General features: G+C 71.5%; 23 protein-coding genes. 11 read left to right on the top strand and 12 right to left on the bottom strand.

Translation table 11 applies throughout. The features are described 5' to 3' along the window. Positions 1–278: 278 nt before the first annotated feature. The 5 genes from ACZ4VW_RS24585 to ACZ4VW_RS24565 all read right to left on the bottom strand — a co-directional run bounded on the left by ACZ4VW_RS24585 (position 279) and on the right by ACZ4VW_RS24565 (position 5,454). A complete protein-coding gene (locus tag ACZ4VW_RS24585) occupies positions 279–1,400 on the bottom strand; it encodes an LOG family protein (protein WP_467965894.1) in 1,122 nt (373 codons plus the stop codon). Between the two features lie 109 nt (positions 1,401–1,509). Then, positions 1,510–2,655: a hypothetical protein gene (locus ACZ4VW_RS24580; protein ID WP_467965892.1), complete on the bottom strand. Its 1,146-nt coding sequence runs from the start codon at positions 2,653–2,655 to the stop codon at positions 1,510–1,512. Then, positions 2,637–3,365, bottom strand: a complete 729-nt coding sequence (locus ACZ4VW_RS24575; RefSeq protein ID WP_467965890.1) for an ABC transporter ATP-binding protein — start codon at positions 3,363–3,365, stop codon at positions 2,637–2,639. Before ACZ4VW_RS24575 ends, ACZ4VW_RS24580 begins: the two co-directional genes overlap by 19 nt. Before the next feature lie 218 nt (positions 3,366–3,583). After that, entirely contained in the window at positions 3,584–4,963 is a 1,380-nt protein-coding gene (locus ACZ4VW_RS24570) for an aspartate aminotransferase family protein (RefSeq protein WP_467965888.1), read from the bottom strand. After that, positions 4,948–5,454, bottom strand: coding sequence for an Lrp/AsnC family transcriptional regulator (locus ACZ4VW_RS24565; protein ID WP_137993079.1), 507 nt, complete (start codon positions 5,452–5,454; stop codon positions 4,948–4,950). The genes ACZ4VW_RS24570 and ACZ4VW_RS24565 overlap by 16 nt, the downstream gene beginning before the upstream one ends. 190 nt (positions 5,455–5,644) lie before the next feature. Between ACZ4VW_RS24565 and ACZ4VW_RS24560 the strand changes: the two genes are divergently transcribed. The 3 genes from ACZ4VW_RS24560 to ACZ4VW_RS24550 all read left to right on the top strand — a co-directional run bounded on the left by ACZ4VW_RS24560 (position 5,645) and on the right by ACZ4VW_RS24550 (position 8,477). Beyond that, the gene (locus ACZ4VW_RS24560; protein ID WP_467965886.1) at positions 5,645–7,081 is read left to right on the top strand and encodes a gamma-aminobutyraldehyde dehydrogenase; all 1,437 of its coding nucleotides are present in this window, start codon (positions 5,645–5,647) and stop codon (positions 7,079–7,081) included. Between the two features lie 238 nt (positions 7,082–7,319). Continuing rightward, entirely contained in the window at positions 7,320–7,877 is a 558-nt protein-coding gene (locus ACZ4VW_RS24555; RefSeq protein ID WP_467965884.1) for an HXXEE domain-containing protein, read from the top strand. Positions 7,878–7,907: 30 nt separating this feature from the next. After that, positions 7,908–8,477, top strand: a complete 570-nt coding sequence (locus ACZ4VW_RS24550; protein ID WP_467965882.1) for a hypothetical protein — start codon at positions 7,908–7,910, stop codon at positions 8,475–8,477. Here the strand turns inward: ACZ4VW_RS24550 and ACZ4VW_RS24545 are convergent. From ACZ4VW_RS24545 to ACZ4VW_RS24525, 5 genes are all read right to left on the bottom strand, one after another. Then, entirely contained in the window at positions 8,456–9,655 is a 1,200-nt protein-coding gene (locus ACZ4VW_RS24545) for a serine hydrolase domain-containing protein (RefSeq protein ID WP_467965880.1), read from the bottom strand. The two genes, ACZ4VW_RS24550 and ACZ4VW_RS24545, sit on opposite strands and share 22 nt — an antisense overlap. Before the next feature lie 99 nt (positions 9,656–9,754). Then, on the bottom strand, positions 9,755–10,426 hold the full coding sequence (locus ACZ4VW_RS24540; protein ID WP_467965879.1) for a response regulator: 672 nt from the start codon (positions 10,424–10,426) through the stop codon (positions 9,755–9,757). Further along, positions 10,423–11,637, bottom strand: coding sequence for a sensor histidine kinase (locus ACZ4VW_RS24535; protein ID WP_467965877.1), 1,215 nt, complete (start codon positions 11,635–11,637; stop codon positions 10,423–10,425). The genes ACZ4VW_RS24540 and ACZ4VW_RS24535 overlap by 4 nt, the downstream gene beginning before the upstream one ends. Continuing rightward, positions 11,637–12,422 carry an SAM-dependent methyltransferase gene (locus ACZ4VW_RS24530; RefSeq protein ID WP_467965875.1) on the bottom strand — a complete coding sequence of 262 codons (786 nt, stop codon included), beginning with the start codon at positions 12,420–12,422 and terminating at the stop codon, positions 11,637–11,639. Before ACZ4VW_RS24530 ends, ACZ4VW_RS24535 begins: the two co-directional genes overlap by 1 nt. Continuing rightward, positions 12,419–13,111, bottom strand: coding sequence for a glycerophosphodiester phosphodiesterase (locus ACZ4VW_RS24525; RefSeq protein ID WP_467965873.1), 693 nt, complete (start codon positions 13,109–13,111; stop codon positions 12,419–12,421). The genes ACZ4VW_RS24530 and ACZ4VW_RS24525 overlap by 4 nt, the downstream gene beginning before the upstream one ends. Positions 13,112–13,268: 157 nt before the next feature. Between ACZ4VW_RS24525 and ACZ4VW_RS24520 the strand changes: the two genes are divergently transcribed. Beyond that, a complete protein-coding gene (locus tag ACZ4VW_RS24520; protein WP_467965871.1) occupies positions 13,269–14,471 on the top strand; it encodes an NAD(P)/FAD-dependent oxidoreductase in 1,203 nt (400 codons plus the stop codon). A gap of 10 nt (positions 14,472–14,481) precedes the next feature. Beyond that, positions 14,482–15,435 (top strand): sigma-70 family RNA polymerase sigma factor, encoded by a 954-nt coding sequence (locus ACZ4VW_RS24515; RefSeq protein ID WP_467965869.1) that lies wholly within the window; start codon positions 14,482–14,484, stop codon positions 15,433–15,435. 58 nt (positions 15,436–15,493) lie between these two features. On the opposite strand, the gene ACZ4VW_RS24510 is transcribed toward ACZ4VW_RS24515, so the two are convergent. After that, on the bottom strand, positions 15,494–16,525 hold the full coding sequence (locus ACZ4VW_RS24510) for an adenosine deaminase (RefSeq protein WP_467965867.1): 1,032 nt from the start codon (positions 16,523–16,525) through the stop codon (positions 15,494–15,496). A 75-nt stretch (positions 16,526–16,600) separates the two neighbouring features. Here ACZ4VW_RS24510 and ACZ4VW_RS24505 point away from each other — a divergent pair, with 75 nt between their 5' ends. Further along, positions 16,601–17,248 carry a DUF4190 domain-containing protein gene (locus ACZ4VW_RS24505; protein WP_467965865.1) on the top strand — a complete coding sequence of 216 codons (648 nt, stop codon included), beginning with the start codon at positions 16,601–16,603 and terminating at the stop codon, positions 17,246–17,248. A 73-nt stretch (positions 17,249–17,321) separates the two neighbouring features. On the opposite strand, the gene ACZ4VW_RS24500 is transcribed toward ACZ4VW_RS24505, so the two are convergent. Further along, complete coding sequence (locus ACZ4VW_RS24500) at positions 17,322–17,870, bottom strand: NADAR family protein (protein ID WP_467965863.1); 549 nt, start codon at positions 17,868–17,870, stop codon at positions 17,322–17,324. Between the two features lie 175 nt (positions 17,871–18,045). Here ACZ4VW_RS24500 and ACZ4VW_RS24495 point away from each other — a divergent pair, with 175 nt between their 5' ends. Genes ACZ4VW_RS24495 through ACZ4VW_RS24475 form a run of 5 tightly spaced genes read left to right on the top strand, consistent with a single transcriptional unit; the run spans position 18,046 to position 23,774 of the window. Beyond that, positions 18,046–19,560: a gamma-aminobutyraldehyde dehydrogenase gene (locus ACZ4VW_RS24495; RefSeq protein ID WP_467965861.1), complete on the top strand. Its 1,515-nt coding sequence runs from the start codon at positions 18,046–18,048 to the stop codon at positions 19,558–19,560. Between the two features lie 48 nt (positions 19,561–19,608). Next, entirely contained in the window at positions 19,609–20,856 is a 1,248-nt protein-coding gene (locus ACZ4VW_RS24490; protein WP_467965859.1) for a polyamine ABC transporter substrate-binding protein, read from the top strand. Between the two features lie 40 nt (positions 20,857–20,896). Beyond that, positions 20,897–22,066, top strand: coding sequence for an ABC transporter ATP-binding protein (locus tag ACZ4VW_RS24485; RefSeq protein ID WP_467965858.1), 1,170 nt, complete (start codon positions 20,897–20,899; stop codon positions 22,064–22,066). Continuing rightward, positions 22,063–22,980 carry an ABC transporter permease gene (locus ACZ4VW_RS24480; RefSeq protein WP_467965856.1) on the top strand — a complete coding sequence of 306 codons (918 nt, stop codon included), beginning with the start codon at positions 22,063–22,065 and terminating at the stop codon, positions 22,978–22,980. Before ACZ4VW_RS24485 ends, ACZ4VW_RS24480 begins: the two co-directional genes overlap by 4 nt. Then, entirely contained in the window at positions 22,980–23,774 is a 795-nt protein-coding gene (locus ACZ4VW_RS24475) for an ABC transporter permease (RefSeq protein WP_467965854.1), read from the top strand. Before ACZ4VW_RS24480 ends, ACZ4VW_RS24475 begins: the two co-directional genes overlap by 1 nt. Positions 23,775–23,787: the final 13 nt, after the last annotated feature.

The raw sequence follows: 23,787 nt of genomic DNA, 5'->3' as shown, positions 1-23,787 counted from the left end.
GTTCCGGAGGGATTGGTACGGACTGCCAGACGTGGGAACGGGCGCCGACGTTGCCTCGCGCGGCCACCCGTGGTGATCGTCCGGCCCTGGCCGGGTCCTCACCGACGAGATCGCGCTGCCCGCGGACAGGGCCGGCCGGCACGCCGGGATCGAGCCGGAGGAGAGCCGCGCGGCGGCGTCCGGTGAGCGGGCCGCGGTGTGGAACGGGCGGAGGCGCCGGCGATACGGAGGCGCTGAGGCCGGGGCACGCGAGCCCGGCACGATCGGAAAGACGCCCCCTAGGGCAGCGGGGTATCGGCGGAGGCCAGGCGGCGGAGGGCCTGCGGGGCGTCCTCGACGGAGTCGACCAGGGCGATCCGGGCCGCCATCGGGCGGTCCGCGGCCAGCGCCCGGAGCAGCGGCCAGGCGGGGAGCTCTTCCGTCCAGTGGGCGCGGTTCACCAGGACCATCGGGGTGGGCTCGCCCCGCGACTCGTAGTAGTTCGGCGTCGTGGCGTCGAAGATCTCCTGGACCGTGCCGGCGGCGCCCGGCAGGAAGATCACCCCGGCGGTGCAGCGGGCGAGCAGACCGTCCTCGCGGGTGGCGTTCGCGAAGTACTTCGCGATGTGCCCCGCGAACGGGTTCGGCGGCTCGTGCCCGTAGAACCAGGTGGGGATGCCGACCGAGTCGCCGCCCCCCGGCCACCGTGCGCGCACCTCGAAGGCGGCCCGCGCCCACTCCGTGACGGACGGGACGAAGGAGGGCGCCTTGGCGAGGAGTTCGAGGGCCTCGTCGAGGACGGCGTCGGCCAGCGGGGCGGTGTACGCGCCGAGGTTCGCGGCCTCCATCGCGCCGGGCCCGCCGCCCGTCGCCACGGTGAGACCGCTCCGGGCCAGCGACCGCCCGAGCCGCGCCGCCCCGCCGTACGCGTCGGTGCCACGACCCATCGCGTGCCCGCCCATGACGCCGACGACCGGGGCGCCGGCGAGGAGCTCGTCGAGGGCGTCGGAGATCGCGTCGTCGTGGACGGAACGGAGCATCGACGCGAAGACGTCGCCGTCGGCCTTCGTCCGCTGGAACCACGCGTGGGCGAGGGCGTCGGGTGTCGTCTCGTAACCGCCGTCCCCGAGGCCGTCGAACAGATCGTCGGGGGAGTAGAGCCGGGCACGGTACGGGTCGAACGGCAGGTCCGGCACGGGCGGAAAGACGAGGGCGCCGTCCGCGCGGACCTTGGCGGCGGCCTCGGGCTGCATGGCGCAGCCGAGGAACACGGCGCCGGTGGTGGAGACGGAGAGGAGGGCGAAGGTGCGGTCGGTGAGGTCGACGGACTGGATCCGGTGGCCGACGAGGGACCCGCGGGTGACGACCGCGTCGAACTCGGCGGGGGTGTGGATCTCACGCTCGTGGGAACGGCCGGTCATGGGGCCACGATAGGCCCCCGTGGCGCCGGGCCGTGCCCGGGCGCCGCGCGCTGACGGGCACCGGGGGCGGACGCGCCCGCGAGGGCGCCGTCCCGTCTGCCCCCGGGCGTCAGCCCCTCAGGGGAAGCGCCGCCAGCTCCGCCACCAGCCAGGTCACGGGCAGGAACACCGCCAGCAGGATGCCCGTGCGCATCAGCGCCGCCGAGCGCAGGACCGTGGGCGGGGCGCCGAGGCGGAGGAGCGCCGCGGCGGTGTGGGCCCGGCACTGCTTGGCCTCCAGGGCCGCCGTCAGCAGCGTCGCCGTGGTGCAGGCCATCACGACCGCCGCCCCCAGCCCCGTCAGCGGGCCGAAGCCGCCCGTCCCGCCGTCGTACAGCGTCGCCGCCGCGAGGGCGCCCGAGACCACCGCGCAGACCACGCCGAGCGGGCGGCCGATGCGTCGCGACTCGTCCATGAGGACGCGGCCGGCGAGGAGCCGGGTCGCACCCGGGCGGGCGGCCTGCAGCAGCCGGCCGCACCAGTGGGTGATGCCGGGGCCCGCCGTCGCGAGGCCGGCCGCGGTGAGGATCCAGCCGGCGAGCACGCCGCCGGGGCTTCCGCCGAGGCGGCCCGGCAGCGCGAACACACCGCCCCCGCCGCCCTCGCCCGCGTACGTCTCCACCGCGAGGCCCACCGCGAGCAGCGCCACACCCCACGGCAGCCCGGAGGGGGTCGCCTTCTCGACGCCCTCCGGGGGCAGGGGGGTCTTCCGGGGACGCAGGGCGACGGCGGCGGCCGTGGAGGCGGCCACCGGCAGGATCGCGAGGAGGGTGAGCGCGGCGGCGAGCGGGATCGGCCGCCCGGCGGCGAGGAGCTCGGCCGCCGCGCCGTCGAACGGCAGGCCGGTGATGTCCCCGCGCAGGTGCAGGTAGAACAGCAGCGCGATCGTCGAGCCGAGCGTGCAGGAGACCGCGGTCGAGGCCGCGGCGATCGCCGTGAGCCTCGCCGGGCCGAGGCCGATCGCCGAGAGTCCCGGCCGCGGCCGTGTGCTGGGATCCGTACGGGCGACGGCCACCGCGAAGTACACGGTCGCCGCCATCGGGATCAGGCACCACAGCAGCCGCTGGGTCGCCGCGCCCGACCGGTCCGGGTGGCCCACGGCGTACCCCAGCGTGCAGAGCAGCAGAAAGCCGACCCCCGCGGCCGCCGCGGCGACCAGGAGGCGCCGCAGCAGGACGAGGGGGTGGGCCCCGCGGACTAGACGGAGAGCGAGCACGCGGCGACGCCCTCCGCCCCGGTGGTCGGCACCACGGTCCCCACGCGGCGCCCGTCGAGCAGGGCGACCGAGCGGTCGGCGAAACCGGCGATCTCCGGGTCGTGAGTGGCGAGCACCACGGTGATCCGGTGGGAGCGGGCAGCGGCGGTGAGCGTGCGCAGCACTTGGGACCCGTCGGCGCGGTGCAGGGAGGCGGTCGGTTCGTCGGCGAAGAGGACCGACGGGGTGGTGACCAGGGCCCGGGCGATGGCGATCCGCTGGCGCTGCGGCTGGGTCAGGGCGTGCGGGCGCTTGCGGCCGTACGCGCCGACGTCCAGCCGCTCCAGCCACTCCTGGGCGGATGCCTTGGCCGTCCGGTGCGAGACCCCGCGCAGCAGGAGCGGCAGGGCCGCGTTCTCCCAGACGGTCAGTTCGGGGACGAGCCCGGGTTCGGGATCGATCCAGCCGAAGCGGTCACGGCGCAGCCGTTCGCGCTGGGACTGGTTCAGGGTGTGGACGGGGCTGCTGTTGAACCAGACCTCGCCCTGCTGGGCGAGCGTCTGTCCCGACAGACAGCGCATCAATGTGGTCTTCCCGCTGCCTCGCGGGCCGACGAGGGCGAGGATCTCGCCCTCTCGCACACCCAGGGAGACGCCGGTGAGTACGTCCGAGCCTTCCAGGGTGCAGTGCAGGGAACGCGCCCAGAGCACGTCGTTGTCCGGTGGGGCCATCGCGTACACCTCGATGTCGGATCCGATTCTTGCGTTCCCCCGTCCGGGGGAACGAAGGGACGGGCCTGTCGGTCACTGGGCACCGTAAGGATTCAGATCCGTTTGTACGGACAGCACGCGGCCCGGGCCGCCCCCATCCACTCGGATGGAGGCATGCCCGGGCCGGGGTCACGCCGTGAGGGCGGCGTGAGGTCCTGTGCCTGGAAGGGCGGGGACGGTCAGAGCTTGGTCCACGCCTCGGTGAGCACGGAGCGCAGGATTCCCTCGATCTCGTCGAAGGTGCCCTGGTCGGCGATCAGCGGCGGGGCCAGCTGGATGACCGGGTCGCCACGGTCGTCGGCACGGCAGTACAGGCCGTTGTCGAAGAGCGCCTTGGAGAGGTAGCCGTAGAGCACGCGCTCGGTCTCCTCGTCCGTGAAGGACTCCTTGGTGGCCTTGTCCTTGACGAGCTCGATGCCGTAGAAGAAACCGTTGCCGCGGACGTCGCCGACGATCGGCAGGTCGTGCAGCTTCTTCAGGGTGTCGAAGAAGTTGCCCTCCTGGTCCAGCACGTGCTGGTTCAGGCCTTCCTTGTCGAAGATGTCGAGGTTGGCGATCGCGACCGCCGACGACACCGGGTGGCCACCGAAGGTGTAGCCGTGCAGGAAGGTGTTGTCGCCCTTGTAGAACGGCTCCGCGAGGCGGTCCGAGACGATGCAGGCGCCGATCGGGGAGTAGCCCGACGTCATTCCCTTGGCGCAGGTGATCATGTCCGGCACGTAGCCGAACTTGTCACAGGCGAACATCGTGCCGAGGCGGCCGAAGGCGCAGATCGTCTCGTCCGAGACGAGGAGCACGTCGTACTGGTCACAGATCTCGCGGACCCGCTGGAAGTACCCGGGCGGCGGCGGGAAACAGCCACCGGCGTTCTGCACCGGCTCCAGGAAGACGGCCGCGACGGTCTCGGGGCCCTCGAAGAGGATCTGCTGCTCGATCTGGTCGGCGGCCCAGCGGCCGAAGGCCTCGGGGTCGTCGCCGTGGATCGGGGCGCGGTAGATGTTGGTGTTCGGCACCTTGTGCGCGCCGGGGACCAGCGGCTCGAAGGGGGCCTTCAGGGCCGGCAGGCCGGTGATCGACAGGGCGCCCTGCGGGGTGCCGTGGTAGGCGACCGCACGCGAGATGACCTTGTACTTGGTGTGCTTGCCCTGCAGCTTGAAGTACTGCTTGGCGAGCTTCCACGCGGTCTCGACGGCCTCGCCGCCACCGGTGGTGAAGAAGACCTTGTTCAGGTCGCCGGGGGCGTAGTGGGCGAGGCGCTCGGCGAGCTCGACGGCCTTCGGGTGGGCGTACGACCACACGGGGAAGAACGCGAGCTCCTGGGCCTGCTTGTACGCGACCTCGGCCAGCTCCTGGCGGCCGTGACCGGCGTTGACCACGAAGAGACCCGCGAGACCGTCGAGGTAGCGCTTGCCCTTGTCGTCGAAGATGTAGGTGCCCTCACCACGCACGATGGTGGGGACGGGGGAGTTCTCGTACGACGACATGCGGGTGAAGTGCATCCACAGGTGGTCGTACGCGGTCTTGGACAGGTCCTGGGTCACGATTATCGAGTTCCCCACATATAGGTCTGCTTCTTGAGCTTGAGGTAGACGAAGCTCTCCGTGGAGCGCACGCCGGGGAGAGTGCGGATGCGCTTGTTGATCACATCCAGCAGGTGGTCGTCGTCCTCACAGACGACCTCCACCATCAGGTCGAACGAGCCGGCGGTCATCACCACGTATTCACATTCGGCCATGGCCGTCAGCGCGTCCGCCACCGGATCGAGGTCACCCTCGACGTTGATGCCGACCATCGCCTGTCGCCGGAAACCCACGGTGAGCGGGTCGGTGACGGCGACGATCTGCATGACGCCCTGGTCGAGCAGCTTCTGGACGCGCTGGCGCACGGCCGCCTCGGACAGGCCGACGGCCTTGCCGATCGCGGCGTACGGACGGCGGCCGTCCTCCTGGAGCTGCTCGATGATCGCCAGAGAGACGGCATCGATCGTCGGGGACGAACCGGAACCGGTTCTGGAGTTCGTGCTTTGACTGGCCACGACTTCACTGTGCACCGAGACTCGTCTGTCTGGCAAGCCCAGACCGATGAAATTCGTTGTTTCGGCTTCGCGATCACACTGAATCCGAAGTTGGGGGCTGTCGGGCCTGTCGAAAGCGTCAGGGAAGCGACTACCCTGAGGTGTCTCAGCAAACGGGACGCCGCACGAAGACGTGCGACCAAGAACGTGACAGGAGGGGTGGCAAGTGACCACCGAGCTGCGCCGGCTGCGTAACTACATCAACGGGGAGTTCCGGGACGCCGCCGACGGGCGGACCATCGAGGTGGTCAACCCGGCCACGGGCGAGGTCTTCGCCACGTCGCCGCTCTCCGGCCAGGAGGATGTCGACGCCGCGATGACGGCCGCCGCGGCCGCCTTCCCGGCCTGGCGGGACACCACGCCCGCCGAGCGCCAGAAGGTCCTGCTCAAGATCGCGGACGCCTTCGAGGAGCGCGCCGAGGACCTGATCGCCGCCGAGGTCGAGAACACCGGCAAGCCGATCGCCCTCACCGCGAGCGAGGAGATCCCGCCGATGGTGGACCAGATCCGCTTCTTCGCGGGCGCCGCGCGCATGCTCGAGGGCAAGTCCGCCGGCGAGTACATGGAGGGCCTGACCTCGATCATCCGCCGCGAGCCGGTGGGTGTGTGCGCCCAGGTCGCGCCGTGGAACTACCCGATGATGATGGCCGTGTGGAAGTTCGCCCCGGCCCTCGCCGCGGGCAACACGGTCGTCCTCAAGCCGTCCGACACGACCCCCGCGTCCACCGTCCTGATGGCCGAGATCATCGGCTCCATCGTCCCCAAGGGCGTCTTCAACGTGATCTGCGGCGACCGCGAGACGGGCCGCGCGATGGTCGAGCACCCGATCCCGGCGATGGCCTCCATCACCGGTTCGGTACGCGCCGGCATGCAGGTCGCCGAGTCGGCCGCCAAGGACGTCAAGCGCGTCCACCTGGAGCTGGGCGGCAAGGCCCCGGTCGTGGTCTTCGAGGACACCGACATCGCCAAGGCCGTCGAGGACATCTCGGTGGCGGGCTTCTTCAACGCCGGCCAGGACTGTACGGCCGCGACGCGTGTCCTCGTGCACGAGTCCATCCACGACGAGTTCGTGGCGCAGCTGGCCAAGGCCGCCGCGGACACCAAGACGGGTCAGCCGGACGACGAGGACGTGCTCTACGGCCCGCTGAACAACGCCAACCAGCTCAAGCAGGTCTCCGGTTTCATCGACCGCCTCCCGGCACACGCCAAGGTCGAGGCCGGTGGCCACCAGGTCGGTGACAAGGGCTACTTCTACGCCCCCACCGTCGTCTCCGGTCTCAAGCAGGACGACGAGATCATCCAGAACGAGGTCTTCGGCCCGGTCATCACGGTGCAGTCGTTCCGTGACGAGGAGCAGGCCCTGGAGTACGCGAACGGCGTCGAGTTCGCGCTCGCGTCCTCGGTCTGGACGAAGGACCACGGCCGCGCGATGCGCATGTCCAAGGCGCTCGACTTCGGCTGTGTGTGGATCAACACCCACATCCCGCTGGTCGCGGAGATGCCGCACGGCGGTTACAAGAAGTCCGGCTACGGCAAGGACCTCTCGGCGTACGGCTTCGAGGACTACACGCGCATCAAGCACGTGATGACGTCCCTGGGCTGAGCCCCCGCAGTCCGACCGCGGCCCCGGCACCTTGATCGACAAGGCGCCGGGGCCGCGGCCGTTCGGCCGACGCGCCGCCCGCCGCCCGCCGCCCGTCGTCCGCCGGTCGCGGCCCGGGATGCTGCTCGGATGAAGAGCGGCCCGGGCACGACCTGTCCGCGCGGGACCGGACGCTCGGCTTCGCGAAGCGGTGGAACTCGATCGGCGGGCCGGGAGTTCCCAGGCGGTGACACCGACCATGAACCCAGCCGTGGACCCCACCGCGAACTCGGCGGTGAACTCGACCGTGACATACGGACTGTTGGCAGCCTGGGCCCTGCACGACGCCGAGGAGATCCTCCTCGGTCCCCGCTGGCTCCGGGAGCACCTTCCGGAGCTGCGGGAGCGGTTCCCCGAGGCACCCGAAGCGGTGTGGAAGGCCGTGGAGAGCGTCGACGAGCGGGAGTTCACCGTCGCCGTGGCGGCGGTGGGGGCCGTCGTCGCCGCCGCGGCCGTCGCCGGGCACCGCTCCGGCGGCCGGTCGGGCTTCTACCAGGCCGCGCTGAACGGCTTCGGACTGCACGGCCTCGTCCACCTCGCCCAGGCCGCCGCCGTCCGGGGATACACGCCCGGCTCGGCGACCTCCCCGCTGATCGTCGTGCCCTTCGCGCTCTGGGCGCGCGGGCGGCTGCGGAAGGCCGGCGTGCTCCGGCCGACCCGGCCGAGGGACCTGGTGGCGGGGCTCGCCGTGGCCGCCGGCGTGACCGTCGGGGCGCACGCGCTCGCCCGGAAGGTGACCCGCCACCCCGGTTTTTGAACGCGTTCATGACGAGCGTAGGATGCTGTCATGAACGAGACGAAAGGGCCGGCGGCCCTTCTCAGGCGTATCCGCGCGTGGCTGGTCCTCTTCATCGTCTGCCTGGTGCTGAGCGGGGTCACCGCCTTCCCGCTCGTCACCGAACTCCGCCTCGCCGAGGAGGCCCTGACCTCCTGGGCAGCGCCCGTCGCCGACCTCTTCCCCGGCCTCCTGGAGTGGATCGAGCGGGTACGCCAGGGGACCGACACCGCCGACGCGCGGTACCCCTTCCTGCTCTACGGGACCGACTGGCTGGCCTTCGCCCACCTCGTCATCGCCGTCGCGTTCTACGGCCCCTACCGCGACCCGGTGCGGAACATCTGGGTGATCGAGTTCGGGATGATCGCCTGCGCCGGGATCGTGCCACTGGCCCTGATCTGCGGCCCGATCCGCGACATCCCCTTCTGGTGGTCGGTCATCGACATGTCGTTCGGCGTCTTCGGTGTGATCCCGCTGCTCGTCGTGCGCCGGATGATCAAGCGCCTGGAGGCGGTGGAGGCGGTGGACGCGGTGGAGGGGGTGGACGCGGTGGAGACGCCTCAGTCCGTCGGCGCGCCGTAGGCCGCCACCATGACGTTCAGGGCGACCTGGTTCATGTCCTGGCCCTTGGCGTCCGTGGAGTTGACGCCGTAGACCAGGGTGCGCGCGCCGTCACGGGTCGAGGCGATGGCCGCGTTGTAGCCCCACCGGCCGCCGGTCTTGCCCCACACCTCGCGCCCGCCGAGCTTCTTCATCGACAGGCCCACCGAGTACGCCGCCGGGTCGCCGCTCCTGAAGTCCGCCACCTTCGGCAGCGTGAACATCTCCTCCAGGAGCGGGCCGCGCACCACCCGCCCCTGGAAGAGGGCCTGCGTGAAACGCTCCAGGTCGGCCGTCGTGGAGATGATGTCGCCGGCCGCCCATCCGTCCGTGGTGCCCCAGACCGTCACGTCGCGCAGCCCGGTCGTGCCGTCGTCGAGCGTCATCGTCTGGTAGCCGTGGTGGTGCGGGCCCCTGATGCGCGGGTCGGTCCCCGGGAAGTACGTGTCGCGCAGGCCGAGCGGCCGCAGCACACGCGCGGCGACCTGATCCTCGTACGCGTCACCCGTCACGCGCTCGATCAGCAGCCCCGCGATCGTGTAGCCGATGTTCAGGTAGTGCTGCCGGGTGCCCGGGGCGAACTCGCGCTTCTTCGCCGTCGCCGAGCGGACCATCTCCCGCGGGTCGTGGATCTCGAAGCGGTTCGCGTACCACTCTTCGACCGTGTCCCCGGCGACGCCGGCGGCCGGGATGCCGTGGGTGTGGTCGAGGAGCTGGCGGACCGTCACCTTGCCGTAGCGGCCGGGGATCAGCTCCGGCAGGTAGGAGCGGGCCGTGCGGTCCAGGTCCAGCCGACCCTCCCCGGCCAGCTGCAGGGCGACCGCGGCGGTGAACACCTTGGTCACCGAGCCGGCCCGGAACCGGGCGCCCGGATCGGCCGGGCGCATCGTCTCCAGGTCGCGCACGCCCGAGGCGCCGTGCCAGACCCCCTCCGTGCCCCCGACGCGTACCAGCGCCGCCGTGGTATGGGCCTTGGGCAGCCCGGCGATCGCCGCTTCCAGGGCCGTATGCGCCGACCGGGACGCCGGGTCCGGCCCCGCTGCGGCGGCCGCCACGGTGGCGACGGGCCCGGATGAGGCGGCGGCCGGCAGCGTCGCCGGGCCCGCCGCCACACCCAGGACGAGGGCGGCGGCCAGCAGCGTGCGCGAGGTGCTCTTCATGGTCGACTCCGAAGATGTGAGCGGTTGTTCCGACCGCACTCATCCTGCTGACCGGCGGCGACGCGCGGATCGCCGGAGCGGGGGGTCTTCGGGCCCCCGTCATCCCCCGGGCGGGGGAGAACCGGCGGTGATCAGCCCGCTCTCGTACGCGCGGATCACCGCCTGGATCCGGTCCCGCAGCCCGAGCTTGGCGAGCACGTTCCCCACGTGCGTCTTCACCGTGTGCTCGCTCACCACCAGCTCCACGGCGATCTCCGCGTTGGACAGCCCCCGTGCGAGCAGCAACAGCGTCTCCCGCTCCCGGGACGTCAGCGCGTCGAGACGCGGATCGGGGCGGGGTGCGCGCCGGGTCGGGCGGGTGTACTCCGCCACCAGCCGCCGGGCCACGGACGGCGCCAGCAGGCAGTCGCCCCGCGCCACCACCCGTACCGCGTGCACGAGATCGTCCCGGCGCACGTCCTTCAGCAGGAAGCCGCTCGCGCCCGCGTGCAGCGCCTCGTACACGTACTCGTCGGAGTCGAAGGTCGTCAGCATCACCGTCCGGCACTCCGACTCGGCACTGATCGCCCGGCACGCCTCGATGCCGTCAAGGCGCGGCATCCGGATGTCGAGCAGCGCCACATCGGGGCGGTGCCGCCGCACGGCCTCGACCGCCTCGGCCCCGTCGCCCGCCTCCGCCACCACCTCGATGTCCGGCTGCACGTCCAGAATCATCGAGAAGCCACTGCGGACCAACTCCTGGTCGTCGGCCACCACCACACGGATCGTCACCGCGCCGCCCCCTCCACCGCCGAGGCCACGGGCAGCTCCACCCGTACCTCGAAGCCCCGTCCGCCCGGCCCCGGGCCGCTCACCGCCGTACCGCCGTGCGCCGCCGCCCGCTCGCGGATCCCGACCAGGCCGTGCCCGCCCGAGCCCACCGGAACACCGCGCCGCGGTCCCCGCCCGTCGTCCGACACCACGATCTCCAGGACACCGGCCCCGTGCGTCAGCCGTACGGCGGCGGTGGCCGCTCCCGCGTGCTTGACCACGTTCGTCAACGCCTCCTGCACGATGCGGTAGACGGTCGCCCCGGTGGCCGACGGCAGCGCCCGGACCCCGCCCGTCGTCCGGTACGTGACGTCGAGCCCGCTGTCCCGTACCCGCTCCATGAGCTCGGGCAGATTCCGCAGGTCGGGCTGCGGCTCGCGCGGGGCGTCCGCGCCGGGTTCGTCGCCCTCCCGCAGCACCCCAAGCATCCGGCGCAGCTGCGCCATGGCGTCCCGGCCCGTCGCGGAGATCGCGTCGAACGCCGCCTCCGCCCGCTCGGGCGCCGCCCGCACGGCCACCGGACCGGCCTCCGCCTGCACGACCATCAGGCTCACCGCGTGGGACAGGATGTCGTGCATCTCCCGGGCGATCCGGGCGCGTTCGCGCGCCGCGGCCCGCTCGGCCTCCACGCGGGTTGCCCGCTGCCGGGCGTCGGTGAGCCGCCCGAAGACGTACGCCGCCGCGAACACGAAGAGCGAGAAGGTCAGTTCGCGCGCCGACCGCGTGTTCAGCCACACCGACACGGGCACCGCGACCAGCAGCAGCAGGCCCGTCACCAGCCGCTTCCACGGCGGCGAGAGCGCGGCGATCGTGTAGACGATGACGAGCCCGGTGTACGGCAGGGGCTGCCCGGGGCCGTCCGCGGCCAGCTGGTACAGCGCGCCGGCCGCCACGATGGCGAGGAGCACGGCGACCGGCGCGCGTCGCCGCCAGATCAGCGGGACCACGGTGAGCGTCGTCAGCCCGTACGCGGTCCAGGTCGCCGGCTCCAGCTCCGGCGGACGCGGCACCACGAAAGGCATCGTCATGGCCGCCTGGACGAGCAGCGCGATCCCGAGGTCCACGGCGGGCGGATGGGCGGCCGCCAGCATCCGGGCCCGCTCCCACCATCCCCGTACGTCCGTCCCCAGGTCGGTTCGTGCGCCCGTCCGTATGCCCGTCCCTATGCCCATTACGGTTTGCGGCCCACCGCGCCGAACTGCGCCACCTGGCTCGCCGGGGCGAACCGCCAGCTCGCGCACGAGACGATCCCCGGATCGAGGAGGTCGAGTCCGTCCAGGAAGGAGGTGAACTCGGCGCGGCTGCGGGCGGTGATGGGCGGGGTCGCGTTCTCGTTCCAGAACGCCATCGCCGCCACGTTCCCCTCGCCGCCGAGTTCGGGCTCCAGGGTGGGGTGGGTGAGGACGAGATGGCTGCCGGACGGCATCGCGGCCATGAGCGTGCCGACGACGGACCGGGCCTCGTCGGTGTCGAGGACGAAGTTGAGGATGCCGAGCATCATCACCGCGACCGGACGCGACAGATCCAGTGTGCGCGCCGCCGCCTCCAGGATGCGCTCCGGGTCCCGCGCGTCCGCGTCGACGTACTCGGTCACCCCTTCGGGGGCGCTGGTCAGCAGCGCGCGGGCGTGCGTCAGCACGATCGGGTCGTTGTCGACGTAGACGACCCTGCACTCCGGCGCGACCCGTTGGGCGACCTCGTGGGTGTTGTCGGCGGTCGGCAGGCCGGTCCCGATGTCCAGGAACTGGCGCACCCCGGCCTCGGCCGCCAGATGGGTCACCGCCCGGCCGAGGAAGGCCCGGTCCGCGCGCGCCACTTCACCGATGCTCGGGTAGAGAGTGGTGACCCGGTCGCCGACCGCGCGGTCCACCGGGTAGTAGTCCTTGCCGCCCAGCCAGTAGTTCCACACCCGGGCGTTGTGCGCGACATCGGTACGGATCCTCTCGGCCCCGGTCACCTCGGCGTACCCCTTCCCAGCTCGGCGGCGAGCGCGTCCACACGGTTGGTGGTGATCGCGTCCACCCCGTGGGACAGGAGCTTACGCATCGTGCGCCGGGTGTCCGCCGTCCAGGCCGACAGCAGGTATCCGTCGCGGTGCACCCGCTCCGCGAGCTCCCTGCTCACCAGCCCGAAGCGGTAGTTGAGCCAGCGTGGTCGCACCGCGGCGAGGAGCGTGGCGCGCGGCGGCGCCAGCGTCGTCCACGTCAGGGCGATCTCGGCGGCCGGGTCGGCGGCCCGGACGTGCAGCATCGCCACCCCGCCCGCGCAGTAGAGGACGCGCTCGGCGGCCCCGCACTCGCGGACCGCGCCGACGATCGTGCGGACCGAGGACTCGTTCCCGCCGGGCAGATCCAGCATCAGCCGGTGCGAACCGGCCGCGATCAGAGCCTCGCGCAGGGTGGGGACGCCGTCGCGGGTCAGCTCGCGGAGCTGCGTCAGGGTGAGCGTGCCCAGCGGCCGGTCGTGCCCCCAGAGCCGTCGGAGCGTGTCGTCGTGGAGGAGGACGGGGACGCCCTCGGCGGTGAGCCGGACATCGATCTCGACGACGTCCGCGCCCCGCTCGATCGCCGACACGATCGAGGGGACCGTGTTCTCCCGGACGCGGTACGGGTCGCCGCGGTGGCCTACGACAGTGACGTGGTCCATGGGGGCCATTGTCACGGCTGGGGCGCCGCTCGGCGCGCGAGCCCCCACGGGCGGCCCCCCCATGCCGGTGTGACCCACATCACACCCCGTATCTGTCAGCAATCGGGGTGCTGTCCCGCTCAGACACCGGGAGCAAGCGAACCGACAGGAGCAGCACATGAAGCACCGCATCGTCGTCCTCGGCGCCGGCTATGCCGGGGCCTACGTGGCCGGGAACCTGGCCCGCCGGCTGTCCCCGGAGGACATCGAGATCACCGTCGTCAACGCCGAGCCCGACTTCGTCGAGCGGCTGCGACTGCACCAACTCGCGGCCGGCCAGCGGATCGAGTCGCGGAAGCTCACCGACATCTTCGCGGGCACGGGCATCCGGCTGCGCCGGGCCCGTGTCACCGCCGTCGACCCGGAGCGCCAGGTCGTCGCCCTGGCCGACGCCGACGGCGGCGGCGAACTCGGCTACGACACGCTCTTCTACACGCTCGGCAGCCACGTCGCCGAGCAAGGCGTCCCCGGCGTGGCCGAGCACGCCTTCGACGTCGCCGGCCGGCCCTCCGCGCTCCGCCTGCGCGAGCGCCTGGCCAGCCTGGACGGGCGGGGTGGCGGCGGGAGCGTGGTCGTCGTCGGCGACGGGCTGACCGGCATCGAGACCGCCACCGAGATCGCCGAGTCGCGGCCCGGTCTGTCGGTGACGCTGATCGCCCGCGGCGAGCTGGGCGGCCGGCTCTCCGCCGGGGCCCGCGACCACCTGCGCCGGGCCTGCGACCGGCTGGGCATCACCGTCCTGGAACACACGGCCGTCGAAGGCGTCGAAGCGACCCGGGTGTGGTGCGCCGACGGCACCGCCCTCGCGTCCGACGCGACCGTGTGGACGGCCGGGTTCGCGGTCCACCCCATCGCCGCCGCCAGCGGGCTGGAGGTCACCGAGAACGGCCGGATCGTCGTCGACCGCACCATGCGGTCGGTCTCCCACCCGAACGTCTACGCCGCCGGCGACAGCGCCTACGCCCTCGGCGACGACGGCCGGCCGCTGCCGATGTCCTGCGCCTCGGCCGGCGCCACCGGCCGACAGGCCACGGAGGCGATCGTGGGACGCCTGACCGGCGGCAAGGTCGCCCACGTCAAACTGTCCTACCTGGGCAACCACATCAGCCTGGGCCGGCAGGACGGGATCCTGCAGACGGTCGACGACGCAGGGCTGGCCAAGCCGGCGTACGTGGGCGGCCGGAAGGCCGCGCGCATCAAGGCGGGCATCCTCCGGCTGTCGCTGTGGGCCACCGCGCACCCGACCTTCGGGATCCCCAAGCGCAGGCGCCGCCTGGCCGCCGTGCCGGAAGCGGCCGCCGAGCGGCGCGTGGCTGCCTAGGGTGTTCCCCGTGGACAGCACCGCCACCGATCGCTTCGACACCGGCCGGTTCGAGGCCAGCCGGAACCGGCTGGCCTCGCTGGCGTACCGACTGCTGGGCTCCGCCACCGACGCCGAGGACGCCGTGCAGGACGCGTTCCTGCAGTGGCAGGCCGCCGACCGGCAGCGGATCGACGTCCCCGAGGCATGGCTGACCAAGGTCGTCACCCATCTGTGCCTCGACCGGCTCCGCTCGGCACGGGCCCGCCGCGAACGCGCCGTCGGCGCCTGGCTGCCCGAACCGCTCCTCGACGGCGACCCCATGCTCGGCCCGGCCGACACGTTCGAGCAGCGCGAATCGGTCTCCCTGGCCGTGCTGACGCTCATGGAGCGGCTGTCACCCCTCGAGCGGGCCGTCTACCTCCTGCGCGAGGCGTTCTCCCACAGTCACGCGGAGATCGCCGACATCCTCGACATCACCGAGTCCGCGAGCCAGCAGCACCTCCACCGGGCCCGGCGTCGCATCACCGCCGCGCGCCGCGGCGGGGGCGAGGCCGACCCGGCCTCCGCCCGCAAGATCGTCGAGGCATTCCTGGCCGCCGCCTCCTCGGGCCGCACGGAACGGCTGGTGGCGCTGCTCACCGACGACGTGACCGCGATCTCCGACGGCGCGGGCCTGGCCAAGAGGCTGCTGCGGTTCGACACCCCGCAGCGCGTCGCCGCCGTCGCCCGTGCCGGCTTCACCCCCTCGGCCGCGAAACGGCGACTCGCCGGTGGCACGCCCGCCGTCCACTACGCGCTCGTCAACGGCGCTCCGGCCATCCTCTTCGTACCGGGCGAGCGGGTCGTCGGCGCCGTGACCTTCGACCTCGTCCACGGCAGGATTGCCACGGTCCGCGGCATCGCCGCCCCCGCCCGCCTCGTCCGGCTCACCGAAGCCTGGCGGCGGCGGGAACCGGAGGCGCCGCTCATCGCCCGGTGGTGACCGGCGCGGACCGCGGCGCCCCGCGCGCCGCGGAACCGTCGGCCACGAAGGCCGCGCGTCACACGGAGGAGCCCAGAGCCGTGTCCGTGTAGCGGTCGATCTCCGCGGCGATGCGGGCCTTGCCGGCCGGGTCGAGGAAGGACGCCTCGACCGCGTTCTTCGCGAGCGCGGCCAGACCGCGCTCGTCGAGCTCCAGGAGACGGGCGGCGACCGCGTACTCGTTGTTCAGGTCCGTACCGAACATCGGCGGGTCGTCACTGTTGATCGTCACCAGGACACCCGCCGCCACCATCTCCTTGATGGGGTGCCGGTCGAGATCGGTGACCGCGCGCGTCGCGATGTTGGAGGTCGGGCAGACCTCCAGCGGGATCCGGCGCTCCGCCAGGTACTTCAGGAGCTCCGGGTCCTGGACGGCACTGGTGCCGTGGCCGATCCGCTCGGCGCCCAGCTCGTTCAGCGCGTCCCAGATCGTCTCCGGGCCCGTCGTCTCGCCCGCGTGCGGGACGGAGTGCAGGCCGGCCGCGATCGCCCGGTCGAAGTACGGCTTGAACTGCGGGCGCGGCACACCGATCTCCGGGCCGCCGAGCCCGAACGAGACCAGACCCTCGGGGCGCAGGTCGACCGCGAGCCGGGCGGTCTCCTCCGCCGCGACGAGACCCGCCTCGCCCGGGATGTCGAAGCACCAGCGCAGCACGACGCCCAGCTCCGTCTCGGCCGCCCCGCGGGCGTCCTCGATGGCCGCCATGAAGGCCCGCTCGTCGATCCCGCGGCGCGTCGAGCTGTACGGCGTGATGGTCAGCTCGGCGTACCGGATGTTCTGCCGCGCCATGTCGCGGGCGATCTCGAAGGTCAGCAGCCGGACGTCCTCCGGGGTGCGGACGAGGTCGACGACCGAGAGGTAGACCTCGACGAAGTGCGCGAAGTCGGTGAAGGTGAAGTAGTCGGCGAGCGCCTCGGGGTCCGTGGGAACCTTCGAGTCGGGGTGGCGGGCGGCCAGCTCGGCGACGATCCGCGGGGAGGCGGAGCCGACGTGATGGACGTGCAGCTCTGCCTTCGGCAGTCCCGCGATGAAGGGGTGGAGGTCGGTCATCGGATCATCGTAGGCCGGGCCGGTCCGCCGTCGGGGGCAGGTCGTAGCATGGCGGGACCACGATGGGGGAGGCCCATGTCTGACAACAGCGACCAGCCGCGGGGCGGGTACGACCCGGCGGACCCGTGGGCTCCGCCGAACCGCGACGGGGTGGAACTGAGCAAGCCGGCGACGCCCGCGCCGCAGGACCGTCCGCCCGTGCACGACCAGCCGACGATGACGGCGATGCCGACGGGCGGAGAGGTGCCGCCGCCGCCCGTGGCCCCGGGCGGGCCCGCGGCCACACCCGGCGCGTACGGCTATCCGACGGCCACGCCGACACCGGCCGCCTCCGCGCCGACGGGATACGGCTACCCCGGCTACCCGGGATACGCGGCCTCGGGCTACGGCCAGCCCGGCTGGCAGGCGGCCCCGGCCAACGGGATGGGCACGGCCTCGATGGTGCTCGGCATCATCGCGACCGTCGGCTTCTGCATGTACGGCCTCGGAGTCGTCCTCGGCGTCCTGGCGCTGATCTTCGGCATCATCGGCCGCAAGAAGGTGCAGCGGGGCGAGGCGAACAACGGGGGGATGGCGACCGCGGGCATCGTCCTCGGCTCGATCGGCATCCTGGTCAGCGCGGTCTTCCTGGGCTTCGTCATCTGGGTCATCGCCCAGGGCGACTCCTACGACAGCGACGTGGACGACCCGTTCGCCACGAGCCTGGTGGTCGAGAACCGCTAGACCGAGCAGGCGACAGGGAAGGGCCCCGCGGCAGCCGCGGGGCCCTTCCCTCTTGCGCCGCGCAGCCGCTTCCTCATGCGCCGCGCAGCCGCTCCCGGGCCTCCATCAGCGCGAAGCCCAGCAGGTTCAGCCCCAGCCAGCGGGAGGGGTCCTTCGCCCGGGGGTCGTCGGCGGCGAGACCGATGCCCCACACCCGGTCCATCGGGCTCGCCTCGACGAGGACACGGCCGCCCGTACCGAGCAGATAGGACCGCAGCGCCTCGTCCGAGCCGAACTTGTGGACGCTGCCCTCGACCACGATCCCGAAGCGCTCCCGCTCCCACACCGTGTCGTCGAAACCCCGCACCAGCCGCCCGGCGTTCTTCGCCTCCGCGGGTGTACGGGACGAGAGCGCGGCCCGCTCGGCCTCGGCGTCGCCGAAGAGCCGGGCCTTCGCGGCCATCATCCAGTGCTCGGCCGTCGCGTAGTGCACCGCCTCGACCACGAAGGGCGACGCCCACCACTGACTCAGACAGCTCGCAGAGAGCTGCCCGTCCGGCCTCGGGCGGTGGCCCCAGAAGTGCAGCCACTTGACCTTTTCACCCTTGCTGACCTGCTGCGTCAGCTCCTCGATCGTCCCCATGCACGCGATTCTGGCAGTCGCCACGGACAGTCCGTACGGTGATTTCCCCGACCCCTCGACACATGGTCGACCGATTCCGTCGCGTAACCAAAAGGCAACAACGGAATCCCTTGTTGGAGCCGGGTCCCTCTGTCAGGATCGGCACTCAATTCGAGCTGGAACAACGGAGAGCGTCATGGGCAACCGCTTCCAGGTGACAGGCCGCTTCGCGGACGGCGCACAGTACTTCGGCGGGCGGCTGCGGCCCGGAACCTCAGGGGAGGAGCACAGCGTCGTCGACCCGGCCACGGGCGACAGCGTGTACACCTACGAGCTCGCCTCCCCGGCGGACGTGGACGCGGCCGTCGCCGCCGCGAAGGAGGCGTTCCCGGGCTGGGCGGCCGCCACCCCCGGCGAGCGCTCGGACGCACTGCACCGGTTCGCCGGCGTCCTGGCCGAGCGAGGCGAGGACTTCGCCCGCGTCGAGTCGCTCCAGTGCGGCAAGCCCATCAAGCTGTCCACCGAGTTCGACGTGCCCGGCACGGTCGACAACACCGCCTTCTTCGCCGGCGCGGCCCGCCACCTCCAGGGCCAGTCGGCGGGCGAGTACAGCGGCGACCACACCTCGTACGTACGGCGCGAGCCGATCGGTGTCGTCGGTTCCATCGCCCCCTGGAACTACCCGCTCCAGATGGCCGCCTGGAAGATCCTCCCGGCGATCGCCGCCGGCAACACGATCGTCCTCAAGCCGGCCGAGCTGACCCCGCTCACCTCGCTGATGTTCGCCCAGGCGGCCACGGAGGCCGGTATCCCCGACGGCGTCGTCAACGTCGTCACCGGCGCCGGCCGCACCGCCGGCGAACACCTCGTCGGCCACCCCGACGTCGCCATGACCTCCTTCACCGGCTCCACCCCGGTCGGCAAGCGGGTCGCCGAGATCGCCACCTCCACCGTCAAGCGGCTCCACCTCGAACTCGGCGGCAAGGCCCCCTTCGTCGTCTTCGACGACGCCGACCTGGAGGCCGCCGCCCACGGCGCCGTCGCCGCCTCCCTCATCAACACCGGCCAGGACTGCACCGCCGCCACGCGCGCGTACGTCCAGCGCCCCCTCTTCGACGCGTTCGTCGCCCGGGTCGCCGAGCTCATGGAGACCGTCCGCCTGGGTGACCCCTTCGACCCCTCCACCGACCTCGGTCCGCTGATCAGCCACCTCCAGCGCGACCGCGTCGCCGCCTTCGTCGACCGCGCCCGCGGCTACGCCACCGTCGTCACCGGCGGCGAGGCCCCGGGCGGGGAGCTGAAGAACGGTGCGTACTATCGTCCGACCCTGATCACCGGGGCCGCGCAGGACAGCGAGGTCGTGCAGTCGGAGATCTTCGGACCGGTCCTGGTGGCCCTGCCCTTCGACGGAGACGACGAGGGCATCCGGCTGGCCAACGACACCCCCTACGGCCTGGCCGCCTCCGCCTGGACCCGTGACGTGTTCCGGGCGGGCCGCGCCACCCGTGAGATCAAGGCCGGATGCGTGTGGGTCAACGACCACATCCCGATCATCAGCGAGATGCCGCACGGAGGCTACAAGGCATCCGGATTCGGAAAGGACATGTCGGCGTACTCCTTCGAGGAGTACACGCAGGTCAAGCACGTGATGTACGACAACACGGCGGTCGCCGCGAAGGACTGGCACCGCACGATCTTCGGGGACCGATAGCAGACAGCCGCCCGACCAGCGGCTCAACCTCCCGAAAGGGCACAGCGCATGGAGCAGTACGAGCCCGACAGCCTGTCCGCCGCTCAACTCGCGGCGATGCGGCGCAGCCTGACGAGCGGCCGGGGCGCCCTCACCCGCCGCTCGATGCTGCGCGCCGGAGGCGTGGGCGCGCTCACCATCGGCGGCCTCGCGTCCCTGAGCGCCTGTGGCATCCCGCCGGCCAAGCGGGAGGGCCAGGGCCCCGCGTCCACGGATTTCTCGGCCAAGGAGAAGCGGCTCAGCTTCTCCAACTGGACGCAGTACATCGACATCAGCGAGGACGAGAAGTCGCGCCCCACCCTGGAGGCGTTCACCAAGCGCACCGGGATCGCGGTCAAGTACACCGAGGACATCAACGACAACGTCGAGTTCTTCGGGAAGATCCAGCCCCAGCTCGCCGCCGGCCAGGACACCGGCCGCGACCTGATCTGCGTCACCGACTGGCTCGCCGCCCGCATCATCCGCCTCGGCTGGGCGCAGAAGCTCGACCCGGCGAACCTGCCGAACGCCTACGCCAACCTGGCCCCGCAGTTCCGCCGCCCCGACTGGGACCCCGGCCGCTCCTACTCGTACCCGTGGACCGGCATCTCGACCGTCATCGCGTACAACGTGAAGGCCACCGGCGGCCGCAAGGTCGACTCCGTCACCCAGCTGCTCGACGACCCCACCCTCAAGGGCAAGGTCGCCTTCCTCTCCGAGATGCGCGACACGGTCGGCATGACCCTGCTCGACATGGGCAAGGACCCGGGCACCGTCACCGACGCCGACTTCGACGCCGCCCTCGGGCGGGTCCAGAAGGGCGTCGACACCAAGCAGATCCGGCGCTTCACCGGCAACGACTACACCTCGGACCTCAGCAAGGGCGACATCGCGGCCTGTCTCGCCTGGGCCGGAGACCTCATCCAGCTCCAGGTCGACAACCCGGACATCAAGTTCGCGATCCCGGCCGCCGGTTACATGACCTCCACCGACAACCTCCTGGTCCCGGCCAACGCCCGGCACAAGGCCAACGCCGAGAAGCTCATCGACTACTACTACGAGCTTCCGGTCGCCGCTCAGCTGGCCGCGTACATCAACTACGTCTGTCCGGTCGACGGGGTGAAGGACGAGCTCGCCGAGATCGACCCCGAGCTGGCGAACAACACACTGATCCTCCCGGACAAGGCCATGGCCCGGAAGTCGCACGCCTTCCGCTCGCTGACCAGCGAGGAAGAGACGGCGTACGAGGAGAAGTTCGCCAAGCTCATCGGTGCCTGAGCAGCCGTCGCCCACCCCTTACGAACTGGGATCGCAACCCATGACTGACAAGAACACCGGCGGCGACGTCCGTCTCTCCGGCATCAGCAAGACGTACGGCTCCTTCACCGCCGTCCACCCGCTCGACCTGACCGTCCCGCAGGGCTCGTTCTTCGCGCTCCTCGGCGCCTCCGGCTGCGGCAAGACGACCACGCTGCGGATGATCGCCGGCCTGGAGGACCCGACCACCGGGACGGTCTTCCTCGGCGACACCGACGTCACCGACCTCCCGCCGTACAAGCGGCCGGTCAACACCGTCTTCCAGTCCTACGCGCTCTTCCCGCACATGGACATCACCGAGAACATCGCCTTCGGCCTGCGCCGGCGCGGCATCAAGTCCGTGAAGAAGCAGGTCGACGACATGCTGGAACTCGTCCAGCTCGGCGACAAGGCCCGCCACAAGCCGCACCAGCTCTCCGGCGGCCAGCAGCAGCGCGTCGCCGTGGCCCGCGCGCTCATCAACCACCCGCAGGTCCTCCTCCTCGACGAGCCGCTCGGCGCCCTCGACCTCAAGCTGCGCCGCCAGATGCAGCTGGAGCTCAAGCGCATCCAGACCGAGGTCGGCATCACCTTCGTCCACGTCACGCACGACCAGGAGGAGGCCATGACCATGGCCGACCAGGTCGCGGTGATGAACGGCGGCCGGGTCGAGCAGCTCGGCGCCCCCGCGGACCTCTACGAGAACCCGCGGACCACGTTCGTCGCCAACTTCCTCGGCACCTCCAACCTCATCGAGGCCGACGTCCTCGAGACCGGCGGCACGGACCTGGTGGTCACGGCCGGCGGCGGCAAGCTCAAGCTGCCCGCCGAGCGCTGTTCGGCGGCCGTACGCACCGGCGGCAAGGTCCTCGTCGGCGTCCGCCCCGAGAAGATCTCGCTCGCGCACGCCGACGACGCGGGGAAGATCGCCGAGGGCCGCAACAGGGTCACCGGCCGGATCGCCGACTCCTCCTTCATCGGCGTCTCCACCCAGTACGTGGTGAACTCGCCGGCGGGCGCGGAGCTGCAGGTCTACGAGCAGAACATAGAGCGCGACACGCGCCTGACCCCCGGCGCCGAGGTCGTCCTGCACTGGAACCCGGCCCACACCTTCGGTCTGGACGCCACGCAGTCCCCGCTTGCCGGGACAGTGGGCGACGCGGGTGTCGAGACGGTGGAGGACGCCTCGTGACGACCACGGAAGCTCCCCCCGTACCGGACCTGCCGGTCCGCAAGGGGTCCACCCGCAAGCGGCTCGTCCCGTACTGGCTGCTGCTGCCCGGCATCATCTGGCTGCTCGTCTTCTTCGCGCTGCCGATGGTCTACCAGGCGTCGACCTCCGTGCAGACGGGCTCGCTGGAGAAGGGCTTCGAGGTCACCTGGCACTTCCGGACGTACTGGGAGGCGTTCCAGGAGTACTGGCCGCAGTTCGTCCGGTCCCTGCTCTACGCCGGTACCGCCACGTTCCTGTGCCTGCTGCTCGGCTACCCGCTCGCGTACCTGATCGCCTTCAAGGCCGGCCGCTGGCGCAATCTGCTCCTGGTCCTGGTCATCGCGCCGTTCTTCACCAGCTTCCTCATCCGCACGCTGGCGTGGAAGACGATCCTCGCCGACGGCGGACCGGTCGTCGACGTCCTCAACACGCTGCACGTCCTGGACGTCACCAGCTGGCTCGGCTGGACCGAGGGCGACCGTGTGCTCGCCACCCCGATGGCGGTGGTCTGCGGTCTGACGTACAACTTCCTGCCGTTCATGATCCTGCCGCTCTACACCTCCCTGGAGCGGATCGACGGCCGGCTGCACGAGGCCGCCAAGGACCTGTACGCCTCTCCTGCCACCACCTTCCGCAAGGTGACGTTCCCGCTCTCCATGCCGGGCGTGGTCTCGGGCACGCTCCTCACCTTCATCCCGGCCAGCGGCGACTACGTCAACGCCGAGCTGCTCGGCTCGACCGACACCAAGATGGTCGGCAACGTCATCCAGTCGCAGTTCCTGCGGGTGCTCGACTATCCGACGGCCGCCGCGCTGTCCTTCATCCTCATGGCGATCGTGCTCCTCATGGTCACCGTCTACATCCGCCGTGCGGGAACGGAGGACCTGGTCTGATGCGCTGGATACGCCGGAACCTCGTCGCCATCGCGGGCCTGCTGACGCTCGCGTACATGATCGTGCCGAACATCGTCGTGATGGTGTTCTCGTTCAACAAGCCGAACGGGCGCTTCAACTACGCCTGGCAGCGCTTCTCGCTCGACGCCTGGAAGGACCCGTGCGGCGTCGCCGACCTGTGCGGCTCGCTGACCCTGTCCCTGCAGATCGCGGCCTGGGCCACCCTCGGCGCCACGATCCTCGGTGCGATGATCGCCTTCGCACTGGTCCGCTACCGCTTCCGGGCGCGGGGCGCGATCAACTCGCTGATCTTCCTGCCGATGGCCATGCCCGAGGTCGTGATGGCCGCCTCCCTGCTCACGCTCTTCCTCAACATGGGCGCGGAGCTGGGCTTCTGGACGGTCCTGATCGCCCACATCATGTTCTGTCTGTCGTTCGTCGTGACGGCGGTCAAGGCACGGGTGATGTCGATGGACCCGCGTCTGGAGGAGGCCGCGCGCGACCTCTACGCCGGCCCCGTCCAGACCTTCCTACGGGTCACCCTGCCGATCGCCGCCCCCGGAATCGCCGCCGGAGCGCTGCTCGCCTTCGCGCTCTCGTTCGACGACTTCATCATCACCAACTTCAACGCGGGCTCGACCGTCACCTTCCCCATGTTCGTCTGGGGCTCGGCACAGCGCGGCACACCCGTCCAGATCAACGTCATCGGTACGGCCATGTTCGTCATCGCCGTCCTGGTGGTGGTGGCCGGTCAGATCGTCACCAACCGGCGTAAGAAAGCAGCGACAAGCTGAGTACGGCCCTGAG

Source organism: Streptomyces sp. NPDC029139, from assembly GCF_055564335.1.
Note: the sequence above shows the minus strand (reverse complement) of the source record. Positions and strands in the feature narration are given on the sequence as shown.